At 73.8% G+C, this 13,820-nt stretch carries 12 protein-coding genes; 3 read left to right on the top strand and 9 right to left on the bottom strand.

The genetic code is table 11. From position 1 onward, the window contains the following. Window positions 1-68 precede the first annotated feature (68 nt). Window positions 69-2,570 carry a LamG-like jellyroll fold domain-containing protein gene (locus tag AC0HI0_RS24480; RefSeq protein WP_480925837.1) on the top strand — a complete coding sequence of 834 codons (2,502 nt, stop codon included), beginning with the start codon at window positions 69-71 and terminating at the stop codon, window positions 2,568-2,570. A 38-nt stretch (window positions 2,571-2,608) separates the two neighbouring features. Here the strand turns inward: AC0HI0_RS24480 and AC0HI0_RS24475 are convergent, their stop codons facing one another. Beyond that, entirely contained in the window at window positions 2,609-3,412 is an 804-nt protein-coding gene (locus tag AC0HI0_RS24475) for an alpha/beta fold hydrolase (protein ID WP_480925836.1), read from the bottom strand. Between the two features lie 61 nt (window positions 3,413-3,473). On the opposite strand from AC0HI0_RS24475, the gene AC0HI0_RS24470 reads away from it, so the two are divergent. Next, entirely contained in the window at window positions 3,474-3,857 is a 384-nt protein-coding gene (locus tag AC0HI0_RS24470; RefSeq protein WP_480925835.1) for a RidA family protein, read from the top strand. Here the strand turns inward: AC0HI0_RS24470 and AC0HI0_RS24465 are convergent. From AC0HI0_RS24465 to AC0HI0_RS24440, 6 genes are all read right to left on the bottom strand, one after another. Then, entirely contained in the window at window positions 3,832-4,260 is a 429-nt protein-coding gene (locus tag AC0HI0_RS24465) for a CoA-binding protein (protein ID WP_480925834.1), read from the bottom strand. The two genes, AC0HI0_RS24470 and AC0HI0_RS24465, sit on opposite strands and share 26 nt — an antisense overlap. A 431-nt stretch (window positions 4,261-4,691) precedes the next feature. Further along, the gene (locus AC0HI0_RS24460) at window positions 4,692-5,495 is read right to left on the bottom strand and encodes a S1 family peptidase (RefSeq protein WP_480925833.1); all 804 of its coding nucleotides are present in this window, start codon (window positions 5,493-5,495) and stop codon (window positions 4,692-4,694) included. A gap of 87 nt (window positions 5,496-5,582) precedes the next feature. Next, window positions 5,583-6,740: an acyl-CoA dehydrogenase family protein gene (locus tag AC0HI0_RS24455; RefSeq protein ID WP_480925832.1), complete on the bottom strand. Its 1,158-nt coding sequence runs from the start codon at window positions 6,738-6,740 to the stop codon at window positions 5,583-5,585. 4 nt (window positions 6,741-6,744) lie between these two features. Next, the gene (locus tag AC0HI0_RS24450; protein WP_480925831.1) at window positions 6,745-7,815 is read right to left on the bottom strand and encodes a CaiB/BaiF CoA transferase family protein; all 1,071 of its coding nucleotides are present in this window, start codon (window positions 7,813-7,815) and stop codon (window positions 6,745-6,747) included. Further along, window positions 7,812-8,936, bottom strand: a complete 1,125-nt coding sequence (locus tag AC0HI0_RS24445; RefSeq protein ID WP_480934375.1) for a Glu/Leu/Phe/Val family dehydrogenase — start codon at window positions 8,934-8,936, stop codon at window positions 7,812-7,814. The genes AC0HI0_RS24450 and AC0HI0_RS24445 overlap by 4 nt, the downstream gene beginning before the upstream one ends. 2 nt (window positions 8,937-8,938) lie before the next feature. Next, complete coding sequence (locus AC0HI0_RS24440) at window positions 8,939-10,438, bottom strand: aldehyde dehydrogenase family protein (protein ID WP_480925830.1); 1,500 nt, start codon at window positions 10,436-10,438, stop codon at window positions 8,939-8,941. Between the two features lie 83 nt (window positions 10,439-10,521). Between AC0HI0_RS24440 and AC0HI0_RS24435 the strand changes: the two genes are divergently transcribed. Next, on the top strand, window positions 10,522-11,439 hold the full coding sequence (locus tag AC0HI0_RS24435; RefSeq protein ID WP_480925829.1) for a LysR family transcriptional regulator: 918 nt from the start codon (window positions 10,522-10,524) through the stop codon (window positions 11,437-11,439). 1 nt (window position 11,440) lies between these two features. On the opposite strand, the gene AC0HI0_RS24430 is transcribed toward AC0HI0_RS24435, so the two are convergent. Beyond that, window positions 11,441-11,947, bottom strand: coding sequence for a DinB family protein (locus tag AC0HI0_RS24430; RefSeq protein ID WP_480925828.1), 507 nt, complete (start codon window positions 11,945-11,947; stop codon window positions 11,441-11,443). Then, the gene (locus tag AC0HI0_RS24425) at window positions 11,944-13,527 is read right to left on the bottom strand and encodes a thiamine pyrophosphate-binding protein (RefSeq protein WP_480925827.1); all 1,584 of its coding nucleotides are present in this window, start codon (window positions 13,525-13,527) and stop codon (window positions 11,944-11,946) included. Before AC0HI0_RS24425 ends, AC0HI0_RS24430 begins: the two co-directional genes overlap by 4 nt. Window positions 13,528-13,820 lie beyond the last annotated feature (293 nt).

Here is a 13,820-nt window from a genome sequence, read left to right as displayed (position 1 = left end):
CGCAACGGCAATAGTTCCTCCCGGGTCGGGGGACTTCGCATTCCAGGCATTTCGGGGGCTTTCACCACATGCTGTCGCGCTCCACCGTGCGCGGACCCGCTCCGCGCACGTCCGTTTCGAGGTCCCTCGTCGCGGCCCTGGCCGCCGTGGCGGCCTGCGGGCTGCTCGCCGCGCCCGCCGGTGCCGCGCCGGACGGCGGTCCGACCGAGGTCCGGCTGCCGCGCACGCACCACGCCGTGGTGCAGTCGACGCGGCCGACCGCGCGCGACTACGACGCGACCGCGGGCGGGTCCGCCGACCTCAAGGTGGGCTCGCGCAACCCGCTCGCGCCGGGCGCGTGGCCCGGCGGCGTTTCCCGCTCGTACCTCCAGATCGACACGTCCTCGTTGGCGGGCAAGCACATCGAGAGCGCGACCCTGCGCACCAGGGTCGTCGGCTCCGCCGCGTGCTCGACCGCGTCGCCGACGCAGCTGTGGCTGGTCGACGGCATCGACGCGAGCACGACGTGGCGTCACCAGCCCGCGTGGCGGCAACTCCAGTCGGAAACCAACCGCACCAACAACGCGTGGCGCTGCCCGAGCGACGGCACGGCCGGTTTCGACGCCACCAAGGCGATCCGCGCGGCGGCGGCCGGAGGGTGGGGCTCGACGACGTTGCTGTTGAAGGCCGAGTACGAGTTCGACCTCGACGACTCGTGGCGGCGGTTCGGCCTCGACCCCTACCTGGAAGTGCGCTACCGCAGCACGCCCGACCAGCCGACCGACCTGGGCGTCGAGGGCTGGGGCCCGAACGCCGGCGACGCGCTGTCGTGCGCGACCCGGGCGAGCGTGGCCACCGCGACACCCCGCCTGCGCGCCCGCGTGACGCACCCGGACGGCGGCGTGCTGCGCGACGCGGCGTTCTCGGTGTGGCACGGCGCGGACCTCGTGACGACCCTGACGGCGGCCGACGTCGCGTCCGGCACGTTCGCGGAAGTCACCGTGCCGCAAGGAAAGCTCGCCGACGACGAGGTCTACGCCTGGTCGCTGGACGTCGGTGACGGCACCCTGCGCTCACCCCGTTCCGCCCGCTGCGAGTTCACCGTGGACACCGCCCGGCCGAACGCCCCGGCGGTGGCCTCCACCGACTACCCGGCCACCGGCGTGCACGGCTCGCCCGGCCGCACCGGCACGTTCACGTTCTCCCCCAACGGTTCCACCGACGTCGTCCGCTACGGCTGGTCGTTGGACGACTCCGCCGCGCACCAGGTCGACGTGACCACGCCGGACGGCGCGGTCGGCGTCGCGATCACGCCGAACCGGCAGGGCCTCAACACGCTCTCCGTCTGGGCGCTCGACCGGGCCGGCAACCGGTCGGCGCACGTGGTCCACGAGTTCCGGGTGGCCGAGCCGACCGGCCCGGTGGCCGAGTGGCGGTTCGAGGACGACGGCGCGGACTCGGCGGGCGGCCACCCGCTGACCGTCCAGGGCGCGGCGTTCGTCCCCGGCTACGCGGGCAACGCGTTGGCGGGCAACGGAACCAGCGCGTACGCTGAGACCTCGGGACCGGTGCTGGACACCACTCGCGCGTTCTCCGCCGCCGCGTGGGCGAAGCTCGACGCGACCGGCGCGCCGGCCACCGCGCTCAGCCAGGGCGACGCGTTCGCGCTGCGCCAGAGCCAGGGCCGCTGGTCGGTCACGTCGGCCGGCGGCACCGTCGGGTCGACCGCCCCGGCGGAGACCGGCGTGTGGACGCACCTGCTGGCCGTGCAGGACTCCGGCGTGCTCTCCCTTTACGTGGACGGGAAGCTCCAGGGCACGACGCCCGTCGCACCGACCCTCTCACCGGGCCCGCTGGTGATCGGCGGCGTGCGCGACGCCGGCGAGTTCTTCCCCGGCGCGATCGACCAGGCCCGGGTGTGGGACCGCGCGCTCGACGCCGGCGAGGTCGCGGCCGTCGCGAACGCGGCCGTCGAGCGCGCCCGCTACCAACTGGACGAGCGCACCGGCGGCACGGCCGTCGACCAGGTCACCGGCCGGCGGGCCGCGGTGTCCGGCGGCACGTCCTGGGGCGGCACGCCCGCCGACCCGGACGACCCCAACCAGATCCTGACCAGCGAAGACCAGTGGCTGACGCTGGACGGCACGGGCGCGGTGACCGCCACGCCGCCGATCCGTGCGGACCGCTCGCACACGGTCGGCGCGTGGGTGCGGACCACCGACCGGACCACGACCCACGTCGCGGTCGCCCAGGGCGCGTTCCAGCTCGGCTACTTCGCCGAGACCGGCAAGTGGGGGATGCGCGTGGCGGGTGCCACGGCGTACTCCGACGTGCCGGCCGCGTCGGACGTCTGGGTGCACCTGGTCGGCCGGTACGACGCGGTGACCGGGAAGGTGACGCTGCACGTCAACGGCGTCGACCAGGTCATCGCGGGGCCGACCTCGGCGCAGCCCGCCGACCAGGCCGGCCCGCTGGCGATCGGCGGCCCGCAGGACCCGTGGCAGGGCGACCTGGACGACGTGCGGGTGTACGCGGGCGTGCTCACCGACGAAGAGGTCAAGCTGCTGCGCGTCGCCACGTACCACTACTGACCAGACGGCCGGCCCCCACCGCGCCCGGGGGCCGGCCGTCAGCCCTTGAGGAACTCCACCAGCAGCCGGTTCACCTCGGCCGGCTGCTCCAGGAAGCCGTAGTGGCCGGCGTCGGCGACCTCCGCGTACCGCGCGCCGGGGATGACGTCGGCCACCTCGCGGGCCAGGTGCGGCGGCAGCACCCGGTCGTCGGCGAACCCCACCACCAGGCACGGCCGGGTGATCGCGCGGTAGGCGTCCAGCCGGTCCTCGAACTCGTTCATGTCCATCTGGGCCCGCACGCCGGGGCCGACCGCCGAGCCGCTGAACTCGAACACGTCCAGCCAGTCGCTGACCGCGACCCGGTCGCGCATGGTCGCCGGCGACAGGTTGAGCACCGCGTTGACCGCCGCGTAGTAGCGGCCGGGCAGCGTGATCCCCTTGTCGTGCAACGCCCGTTCGCCCTGCGACAGGGCGTTCTGCACCGGGTCGTTGCGCCCGGCGGTGGCCAGCAGCACGGCGCGGTCCACCAGGTCCGGCCGGGCCAGCGCCAGTTCTTGGGCCACCCGCGCGCCCATCGACGTGCCGACCACGTGGGCGGGCCCGCCGCCGAGGTGCTCGATGAGCCCGGCGGTGTCGCCCACCAGGTCCTCGATCACCATCCCGGACGCGCACTCGTCGGTGGGCGCGATGCCCCGGTTGTCGAGGGTCGCGACCCGGAAGCCCGCCGCGCGCAGGGCAGGCACCTGGTGCGGGTGCCACACCCGGCCGGGGCTGCCGGTGCCCATGACGAGCACGACGAGGTCGCCGTCGCCTTCGACGTGGTAGCTGAGGTTGATGCCGTTGACGGCGACTGCTGGCATGTCGGCAGGTTAGCGAGCGGATCTATCCGCCGGCTATCGGCGGGGCGGATATGGTGCGGCTATGAGGCGAGCGATCCTGTCGGGTTCCACGTTCGAAGAGCAGGTCGGGTACGCGCGGGCCGTCGTGGACGGCGACTGGGTGCACGTGTCCGGGACCACCGGGTTCGACTACTCGACCATGTCCATCTCCGACGACGTGGTGGCGCAGGTCGAGCAGTGCCTGGCGAACATCGGCGCGGCCCTGGCCGAGGCGGACTGCACGTTCGCCGACGTGCTGCGGGTCACCTACTACGTGCCCGACCCGGCCGACTTCGAGCCGTGCTGGCCCGCGCTGCGCGCGGCGTTCGGCGAGTTCCGGCCCGCCGCCACGATGCTGGTGTGCGGCCTGGCCGACCCCCGGATGAAGATCGAGATCGAGGTCACCGCGCGGCGCGGGGCCCGTTAGCGGCCCACTCGATGGCCGGGCAGCGGTCCATCACCATGTCCAGGCCGGCGGCGGTCGCGCGTTCGTAGGCCCGCTCGTCGACGACGTCGAGCTGGAACCAGACCGCCTTCGCGCCGATCGCCGCGGCCTCGTCGGCGAACTGCCCGGCGGCCTCGGAGCGGCGGAACACGTCCACGCAGTCGACCGGGAACGGGATGTCGGCCAGCGTGGCGTAGCCCTGCTCGCCCAGCACGGTCGGCGCGTCCGGGTGCACCGGCACGATCCGCTTGCCGTGCTGCTGGAGGAAGCGGGCCACGCCGTACGCGGGGCGGTGCGGGTGGTCGGCCAGGCCGACCACGGCCCACGTCTCGCAGTCGGCCAGCACGCGCCGGATCCGGTCGGTGTCGCCCCACGGTTCGGTCATGCCACCAGCCTAGATGGCCGATCGGGTGCCGACCGGCGCGCTGCCCCGCGCCGGCCGCCGACCGCCGGCGCGTGTTTCAGATGTGGGGTCAGCCGGAGGTTGACGGCGGCGACGTGGCCTGGCGGCGGACGGGGAGTCCGTCGTGGCGGGTGGCCACCGCCCGGTGCTGTGTGAGCAGGTCGATGCCGCACTCGACTCGGCGGCAGCGCCGTCCGCTCCACTTCGGCCGACAGCCCGGCTCGACGCCGACAGGCGGCAACGGTTGCGGCACCGCCCATCGCGCGTCGGCCAGGCTGGCCCGCCCTGCCGCCGCGCCGGCCACGAGGTCTCCGGTAGCGCGGGTTCGCCTGGTTCGCCAACCCACCTGCCGGAGACCTCGCCACGTCCCGGCCGCCGACACGCCGCCGGTCACCTCACCCTTGAATCACGCGCTAGGGCCGTGGCAGCCCGCAACCGGGGGCGACCAGCTCCAGCCGCCCGTCACCCGGCAGGCACGGCACGATCTGGTAGGTCTGCTGCCCGTACCCGATCCCGCGCCGCACCGTGATCTGTCCCGATTCGTCCACCTCGCACGGGTTGTTCATGGTGCACCGGGCACCGTCCTCGTTGCCGGTGTTGTTGACCCCCACGACCTTCCCGCTCGCCACGTCCACGACCGGCGAGCCCGAGGTGCCGCCGATGGTGTCGCACGGCTTCGTGTAGCGCATCGAGTCGTGCCACGTCCACTGCGCCTCGCGCAGCATCAGCACGTACGCCTCGGCGCGGCACGAGTAGATCTTCTTCCAGTAGCCCGAGACGACGCGGATGTCGATGCCGACGGACGGGTGCTGCGGCGAGAGTTCCAGGGCCCGGGAGCCCATGCCCTCGACCTGCGCGTAGGTGGCGGTGGTCCGGTACAGGGCGGCGTCCGTTCCGGTCATCGTCGCGTACATCAGGCGTTCCGCGCGCAACGTGCCCAACGTCGCGTTGCCGGCGCGGTTGAGCAGGGTGAACGTGCGGGTGGCCGGCTGGTCCACCAGCACCTCCCGGTCGGCCATCAGCTTCACGCAGTGCCCGTTGGTCAGCACCAGCGCCTTCTCCGTCGACTTCGCCGTGGGCGTCCGGACCACCGAGCCCGAGCAGTTGTTCAGGGCCACGATCCCGGTGAAGTCCACCGCCACGGCGTGCGCGGGTGTCGCGAACACGGTCAGGACGAGCACGGCGACGAGCGCCGCGCCCGGCAAACGCTTGGCCATCAGTTGGAGCCTCCTCGAAAGTCCGGGGCATCCAACCAGCAGTGTGTAGCTCAGCGTGCCCGACACGCTACGGCCGGGAGTCGGGATTCACCGGTACGCGGGAATTCCGGTCAACGCGTGCCCCAGCGCGAGCGCGTGGATCTCGGACGTGCCCTCGTAGGTCAGGACCGACTCCAGGTTGTTGGCGTGCCGCAGCGGCGAGTACGCCGACGTGATGCCGTTCGCGCCGAGGAGGGTCCGGGCTTCCCGGGCGACCGCGATGGCCGCTTCCACGTTGTTCAGCTTGCCCGCGCTGATCTGCGCGGGCTTGAGCCGCCCGGCCTCCTTCAGCCGCGCCAGGTGCAGCGCGAGCAGCGCGCTGTTGCCGATCGCGAGCGCCATGCCCGCGAGCTTGCGCTGGGTGAGCTGGAACGCGGCGATCGGCCGGTCGAACTGCACGCGCGTGCCCGCGTAGTCCGCCGCCGCCCGGTAGGAGTCCAGCGCCGCGCCGACCGCGCCGAACACGATGCCGAACCTGGCCTCGTCGAGGCACGACAGCGGCGCGCCCAGGCTCCGCGCGCCGGGCAGCCGGGCGCTTTCGGGCAGGCGCACGCCCTCCAGCACCAGTTCGGAGGTGACCGAGGCCCGCATCGACAGCTTGCCGGTGATGTCCCGCGCGGTGAACCCGGGCGTGCCGCGCGGGACCAGGAACCCGCGCACGCCCTCGTCGGTGGTCGCCCACACCGTGGCGACGTCCGCCCAACTCCCGTTGGTGATCCACATCTTGGTGCCGTCCAGCACCCAGTCGCCGCCCCGCCGCACGGCCCGCGTGCGCATCCCGGACGGGTTGCTGCCGAAATCCGGCTCGGTCAGGCCGAAGCAGCCCACCGCCTCGCCGGAGGCCAGGCGCGGCAACCACTCCCGCTTCTGCTCCTCGGAGCCGTACCGGTGGATGGAGAACATCGACAGCGACCCCTGCACGGACACGAAACTGCGGATCCCGCTGTCCACCGCCTCCAACTCCAGGCACGCCAACCCGTACGCGGTGGCGCTCGCGCCCGCGCAGCCGTAGCCCTCCAGGTGCATCCCGAGCACCCCGAGCCCGCCCAGTTCCCGGGCGATCTCCCGGGGCAGCGCGCCGGCCTCGAACCACCGCGCGACGTGCGGCCGGACGCGGTCGGCGAGGTAGCGCGCCACGGTGGACCGGATGTCGCGCTCCTCCTCGCCGAGCGACGACGGGATGTCCAGCAGTTCCAACGGGTCCACGGTGCTACTCCTGGTTCGGCGGCGGCAGCCGGTAGGTGGCCGGGGTGGCGGACAGGCGGATCGGGTTGGCGGGCAGGCGCAGCCCGCCCACCTCGGCGGTCGGGGCCAGGCCCAGCGACTCGGCCAGGTCGAACGCGCCGGCCAGGTCGTTGACCGGCCCGCACGGCACGCCCAGCGGCGTGAGCAGGGCGAACCACTCGGCGGCCGGCCGGGTGCGCAGCCGCGCGGCGAGCAGGTCGAACAGCGCACCCACGTGGGCGACGCGCTGCGCGTTGGTCGTGAACCTGGTGTCCGGCGGCACGTCCAACGCGCCGCACAGCCGGGCGAACTGCCGGTCGTTCCCGACCGCGAGCACCATCGGCGCGTCGGCGGTCGGGAACACCTCGTACGGCGCGATCGACGGGTGCCGGTTGCCCAGCCGGCCGGGCACCACGCCCGCGAGCGTGTAGCCCGCGCTCTGGTTCACCATGCTCGACAGCAGGACCGTCAGCAGGTCGACCTCGACCAGTTGGCCCAGCCCCGTCCGGTCCCGGTGCCGCAGCGCGGCCAGGATCCCGACGGCGGCGTGCACCCCGGTCAGCACGTCGACCAGCGCCACGCCCACCTTCGTCGGCTCGTCCCCGCCGGTCACGCTCATCAACCCGCCCACCGCCTGCACCAGCAGGTCGTAGCCGGGCAGCGCGGCACCCGGGCCCGCGCCGAACCCGGTAACCGAGCAGTAGACGAGTCCTTCGTGGACTTCCCGCAGCGAGTCGTAGTCCAGGCCGAACCGCGCCATCGTGCCCGGCCGGAAGTTCTCCACCAGCACGTCCGCGCCCAGCACCAGGTCACGGGCCGCCGCCCGGCCCCGCGCCGTGGCCAGGTCGATGGTCCGGGACTGCTTGTTCCGGTTGACCGACAGGAAGTACGTGGCGTGGCCGTGCGCGTGCGGCGGACCCCACGTCCGGGTCTCGTCGCCGCGCGGGTGCTCGACCTTCACCACCTCCGCGCCCAGGTCCGCCAGCACCATCGTGGCGTACGGGGCGGCGAGCACCCGCCCGAAGTCGGCGACGACCACGCCGTCGAGCGCACTCACGCGGCGCGGCCCTTGAGCCGCATCGCCGCCAGCACCCGCTCCTGCGCGACGGACCGCGCGGTGTCGTGCGTCGTCGCGCCGCGCTCGGCGCTCTCGGCCACGACGAACGCGGCGTTCGCCCGCAGCTTGTGCGAGACCGCGTCCAGCACCACGGCCGGGTCCACCGGGAACGGCGAGTAGCGCGCGTCCATCCCGTACGCCGCCGCGACCACCCCGCCCGCGTTCGCGATGAAGTCCGGCACCACGGTGATCCCGCGCGCCGCCAGCACCTCCTGCGCCCCGGCGCTGGTCGGCAGGTTCGCGCCCTCCACCACCAGCTTCACGTCCAGCCGCCCGGCGAGGTCGGCGTCCACCACGTCCTGGACGGCGGCCGGCACCAGGACGTCGCACGGTGCCAGCAGTTCCGCGCCCAGCGGGTGCACCGGCCCGTACTCGACCACCGCGTCGTCGCCCAGGGAAGCCCGCAGCGCCAACAACTTCGCCACGTCCAACCCGTCCGGGTCGAGCACCGCGCCGCGCACCGACGACACCGCGACGACCTGCGCGCCCAGCTCGGCGAACCGCCGCACGGCCGCCGCGCCCACCGCGCCGAACCCCTGCACGGCGACCCGCCTGCCGCGCAACGACATCAGCTCGTCGGCCACCTCGGCGACCCCGAACCCGGTCACGCCCAGCTCGTCGTAGGGCAGCCCGCCCAACGCGGCCGGCGCGCCCATCATCGCGCCCCGGTCGCCCAGTTCGTCCTGCACCACGGCGGCGTCCCGCTCGGTCAACCCCATGTCCAGGCCCAGCACGTACTCCCGGGGCACCTCGTTGGCCAGCGCGCGGGCGAACGCGCGCAGCGCCCGCTCCTTGTCCGGCGAGGCCGGGTCAAACACGATCCCGGCCTTGGCGCCGCCGAAGAACAGGTCGACCCCGGCCCACTTCCAGGTCATCACCCGGGCCAGCCGGGCCACCTCGGCGACGGTGACGGTCGGCGACATCCGGGTGCCGCCCTTGCCCATCCCGCGCGCGGTGTTGTCGATGACCAGCACGCCTTTCATGCCCGAGCGCCGGTCGGAGACGGCCACCACCTTCTCCGGGCCCCACTCGTCCATCAGGTTGAGCACGTCGGACGACATCGTCACCCGCCCAGCCGGAAGTCGAGGTCCGCCTCGACGGCCGGGGTGTCCATCTGCGCCTTCTGCAACGCGCCGGAGAAGTCCCAGTTCACCGACTGCCAGCGGGTGAACTGGTCGAGCACCCACACCCCGGACTGCCGGGAACCGTTGCCGGACTTGCCGTTCCCGCCGAAGGGCAGGTGCGCCTCCGCGCCTGACGTCGAGTTGTTGACGCTCACCATGCCCGCGCCGATCCCGGACCGGAACGCGAACACCTTGGCCGGGTCGGTGGTGTAGATGGCGCTGGACAGCCCGTAGCCGGGCAGGTTCGCCAGCTCCACCGCCTCGGCCAGGTCGCGGTAGGAGGTCACGCCGACCAGCGGCCCGAACGTCTCGTGCCGGAACACCTCGTCGTCGGGCCGCACGCCCGCCACGATCACCGGGTGGTAGAACAGGCCGCCGTCCGGGTCGCCCAGGAAACCCTTGCGGGGGTTGGACTCGGTGATCCGGCCGACGCCGGTCGAGCCGTGCACGGTGTGGTGGTCGCGGATCCAGCCCAGGTACTTCTCGAAGCCCACCGCGAACTTCCCGTCCAGCATCGGCCCGTAGAGCACGTCGCCGAACGGGTCGCCCACCACGGCGTTCTCGGTCGCCTCGGCGAACCGGCGCAGGAACTCGTCGTGCACCGACTCGTGCACGATCGCCGTGCCCAGCGACGTGCAGCGCTGCCCACCGGTGCCGAACCCGGAGAACAGCGCGCCCTGCACGGCCAGGTCGAGGTCGGCGTCCTCGGTGACCACCATGGGGTTCTTGCCGCCCAGCTCCAGGCACGGCGACTGGAGGTGCCGCCCGCACAGCTCGCCGATCAGCGCGCCCACCTCGGACGACCCGGTGAACCCGACCTTGTCCACCAGCCCGCGCTCCAGCGCCAGCTCCAGCCCCCGGTAGGTCTGCGACCCCTCCGCGAACACGATGTTCAGCACGCCCTCGGGCAGCCCGGCGGAGGTGAAGATGTCGTAGAACGCCCGCGCGGACGCGGCGGAGTACTCGGCCGGCTTCCACACCACCGTGTTCCCGCACAGCAGCGCGGGCACGACGTACCAGGAGGGCACGGCCACCGGGAAGTTGCCGGCGGTGATGAACGCGGTCACGCCCACCGGGTTGCGGAAGGTGAACAGCTGCTTGTCCGGCATCTCCGAGGGCACCGTCTGCCCGTACAGCCGCCGGCCCTCGCCGACGAAGAACGCGCAGGTGTCGACGATCTCCTGGACCTCGCCGCGCGCCTCGGCCAGCGGCTTGCCGATCTCCCTGGTCACGATCCGGGCCAGCGCCTCGGCGTTGGCCTCGACCAGCCGGCCGATGTTGGCGACCACCTGCCCGCGCACCGGGGCGGGCACCGCGGCCCACTCCCGCTGGGCCCGCCGGGCGAGACGTGCGGCGTCGGCGAACTCCTCGGCGCCGACGAGGTCGACACGCGCGACGACGTCGTTGAGGTCGGCCGGATTCGTGGACACGTAGGTCATGAACCCCAACCCTGGTGTGCCCGGCGAGGGGTGCCAAGCCCCCGGAGGGTGAAACCTCGCTGCGTCGAGCATAAGCTGGGCTGGTGCTCAACCCGGTGCACCTGCGCACGCTGGTGGAAGTCGTGCGGACCGGCTCGTTCGCCGGCGCGGCGCGTGCCCTGGGCTACACCGCGTCGGCGGTGTCCCAGCAGGTGTCGGCGTTCGAGCGGGCGGTCGGGACGAACCTGTTCGAGCGCGAGGCGCACAGCACCCGGCCGTCGTCGGCCGCGCTGTTCATCGCCGAGCGCGGCGCGGAGCTGCTGGCCGCGCTGGACGGGTTCGAGGACGAGATCGCGGGCCTGGTCGGCGGCAGGCGCGGCCGGGTGCGGCTGGGCACGTTCCCCACCGCGTCCGCGCGGGTCGTCCCGCACGCCGTGGCGCGGCTGGCCGCCGAACGGCCGGACGCGGAGATCCAGCTGGACGAGGGCGAGCCGGACGACCTGCTGCCGCAGGTGCTCGCCGGCGCCTTGGACCTAGCCCTGGTCTACGCCTACGACCTGGTGCCGCGCACGTGGCCGGCGGAGCTGACCGCGTCGCCGCTGCTGGCCGAGGCGCTGCTGATCGTGCTGCCCGAGGGCCACCCGGCGAGCCGCGCGCAGGTGCGCGTGGAGGAGCTGCGCGAGGAGCGGTGGATCTCCAGCCGTGACGGCACGGCCGGCGCGACGTGCGTGGTGCGGCTGTGCGCGGCCCACGGGTTCACCCCGCGAATCTCGTTCCGCAGCAACGACTACGGCGTGGTGCGCGGGTTGGTCCGGGCCGGGGTCGGCGTGGCCATGGTGCCCGCGCTGGGTTTCGAGCCCACCTCGGGGGTGGTCGGCCGGCCGCTGCGCGGCAAACCGCTGCGGCGCACCGTGTTCGCGGTGCACCGGACCGCCAACGCGAACCCGCTCCTGCGGGACGCGTTGGCGGCGTTGGGTTCCGCGTGCGACCAGGTCTCCGGCGAGCACCTGGCCAGGGCGTGACCTACTCGCCCTTGGTGCCGTCCGCCAGCTCGCGCAGGAGGTCGAGGTGGCCGACGTGCCGGCCGGTCTCCTGGATCAGGTGGGTGAGCACCCAGCGCACCGTGCGGCCGTTGTCCTGGTAGTCGCCGCGGGTGCGGTCGTCCGGGCGCAGGCCGGCCAGCGCCTCGGCCGACAGCTCCCACTCGGCCCGGTACTCCGCGATCACCGACTCGACGGTGTCGCCGTCGTGCAGCTGCCACGACGCGTCGGCGTCCGCCCCCCACAGCGAGGGCAGTTCGACACCGCCCGCCTCGATGGACAGCCACCAGCGCTCCACCGCGGTGAGGTGCCGGAGCACGCCCAGCGCGCTCACCACCGGGGAGGTCGCGATCGGGGCGGCCGATGCCTGGTCGAAGCCCAGCCCGTCGACCTTCGACACCGCGGTGAGGCGCAGGAAGGTCAGGAAGTCCGTCAGCAGCCGCAGCTCGTCGTCCGCCGCCGCGGTCGGCCACTCTCTAGTCGAACTCATGTTCGAACCCTACGGTACCAGCGCGGCGAGGTGTTCACCGGGGGCTTCAACGCGGCGCGCACCACGATCACGTTGGGCCCGTCCTGCGCGGCGAACTCGGCCAGGAGATCGGGGAAGTCGCCGTCGAATCCGTCCACTTCGGACGCCTCGACCCCGAAACTCCGTGCGAGCGCGACGAAATCCGGTGTGCGCAGGTCCACGCCGTGCGTCGGCCGGCCGGCCGCGACCTGGTCGTACCGCAGCATCCCGTACCCGCCGTCGTCCACCAGCACGACGGTCACCGGCAGGTCCTCCTGGCGCGCGGTGGCCAGGTCGCCGCACGCGAACAGGAACCCGCCGTCCCCGCACACCGCCACCACCCGGCCCGCCACCGCCGCCCCGAGCGCGGCCGGGAACCCGAACCCCAGCGTGCCCCAGCCCACCGGGTAGGCCAGCCCGCGCGGCCGCGTCACCCGCTGGAACCCGCCGACCCAGTAGCCCGCCACGCACATGTCGGCGACCACGCGGCGGCCCTCCAGGGCGTCCAGCAGCGGCAAGACCCGGGGTTCGTCCGCCAGGACCGCCTTGCGCACCACGGCGTTCAACTCCGCCACCCGGCCGGCGGCCCGACCCGCCGGCCGGCCGGGGAGGGCGCGCGCGAGCGCTTCGGTGACGACCCGCGCGTCACCGCGCAGCGAGGCGGTCGGCGGGTAGTTGCGGCTCGCGTCGAGGTTGACGCTGAGCAGCGGACGGGCCGGCTGGAGCCAGTTCTGCGTCATCATCCCGTCGAAGTCGCTGCCGATGCCGATCACCAGGTCGGCCTCGTCCCACAGCGCGCCCACCTCGGGCAGGTGCACCGGCCCGTGCACGACGTGCGGGTGGTCCACCAGCCCGCGCCCGCCGTAGGTGGTGACCACGGGGGCGTCCAGCCGGTCCGCCAGCGCCCCCACGGCCGGCCCCGCCCCGGCCCGCTGTGCGCCGCCGCCCGCCCAGATCAGCGGGTTCGCGGCGCGGCCGACGAGGTCCACGGCCTCGACGAGGTCGGGCACGGCCGGCGCGCCGGTCGGGATCCGCGACCACGGTCCGGTCTCGGCGGTGAGGAAGTCGGCGGGAATCCCCAGGTAGACGGGCCCGTGCGGCGCGGTGGTGGCGAGCAGGGCGGCGCTGTCGGCGTAGGTGCCGAGGGAGTCGGCGGTGCGCAGCGTCCAGCCGCCCTTCACGACCGGGAGGAACATCGCGCGCTGGTCGCGGCTCTCGTGCAGCACGCCCCGGAACTCGCCGGGCCGGCGCAGGGTCGACGGGATGTCGGTGGCGATGACCAGCACGGGGGAGCCGGACGCGAACGCCTCGCCGGTGGCCGCCAGGCAGTTCGCCGCGCCGGGGCCGGTGGTGACGATCGCGACGCCGAGCCGGCCGGTGGCGCGGGCGTACCCGTCGGCGGCGTACCCGGCGGTCTGCTCGTGCCGGACGCCGACCAGGCGGATGGGCGAGTCGCGCAGCGCTTCCCAGATCGGCAGGTTGTGCACCCCTGGCAGCCCGAACACGACCTCGACGCCGTGTGCGCCCAGGACCTCGACCAACCGCTCCGCGCCGTTCGCCATGAGCCGAAGCTAGGGACAGCGGGCGGTCGGGTGCAATGAGGGCCTGGCAAGGCTGGTGCTGAGCCCCAGCCCGGGAAACCCCGACCGTCCGGTGCCGGGTCGGGCCACCCCGGCACGGGAGCCGGACCTTCCCGGCGCGGCACCCGCCCACCTCGGCACGTGAGCCCGACCCCGGCGGGGGATACGGCCGCGCGGTAGGGGTGCCCAAGTCGCCTCGGCGCAGCGCTCGGCCGTGCGGTAGGGGTGCCCAGTCGCTCGGCGTTGTGCCTGGTCGTGCGGGTACAGGTGCCCGG

It is taken from the genome of Saccharothrix sp. NBAS 001 (genome assembly GCF_056640475.1).
Note: the sequence above shows the minus strand (reverse complement) of the source record. Positions and strands in the feature narration are given on the sequence as shown.

Excerpts from the sequence above, each read along its gene's own strand:
- AC0HI0_RS24465 (WP_480925834.1), bottom strand. The coding sequence starts at position 4,260 with ATGACCGAACCGTGGGGCGACACCGACCGGATCCGGCGCGTGCTGGCC.
- AC0HI0_RS24440 (WP_480925830.1), bottom strand. The coding sequence starts at position 10,438 with ATGACCTACGTGTCCACGAATCCGGCCGACCTCAACGACGTCGTCGCG.
- AC0HI0_RS24480 (WP_480925837.1), top strand. The coding sequence starts at position 69 with ATGCTGTCGCGCTCCACCGTGCGCGGACCCGCTCCGCGCACGTCCGTT.
- AC0HI0_RS24430 (WP_480925828.1), bottom strand. The coding sequence starts at position 11,947 with ATGAGTTCGACTAGAGAGTGGCCGACCGCGGCGGCGGACGACGAGCTG.
- AC0HI0_RS24445 (WP_480934375.1), bottom strand. The coding sequence starts at position 8,936 with ATGTCGTCCGACGTGCTCAACCTGATGGACGAGTGGGGCCCGGAGAAG.
- AC0HI0_RS24470 (WP_480925835.1), top strand. The coding sequence starts at position 3,474 with ATGAGGCGAGCGATCCTGTCGGGTTCCACGTTCGAAGAGCAGGTCGGG.
- AC0HI0_RS24460 (WP_480925833.1), bottom strand. The coding sequence starts at position 5,495 with ATGGCCAAGCGTTTGCCGGGCGCGGCGCTCGTCGCCGTGCTCGTCCTG.
- AC0HI0_RS24425 (WP_480925827.1), bottom strand. The coding sequence starts at position 13,527 with ATGGCGAACGGCGCGGAGCGGTTGGTCGAGGTCCTGGGCGCACACGGC.
- AC0HI0_RS24475 (WP_480925836.1), bottom strand. The coding sequence starts at position 3,412 with ATGCCAGCAGTCGCCGTCAACGGCATCAACCTCAGCTACCACGTCGAA.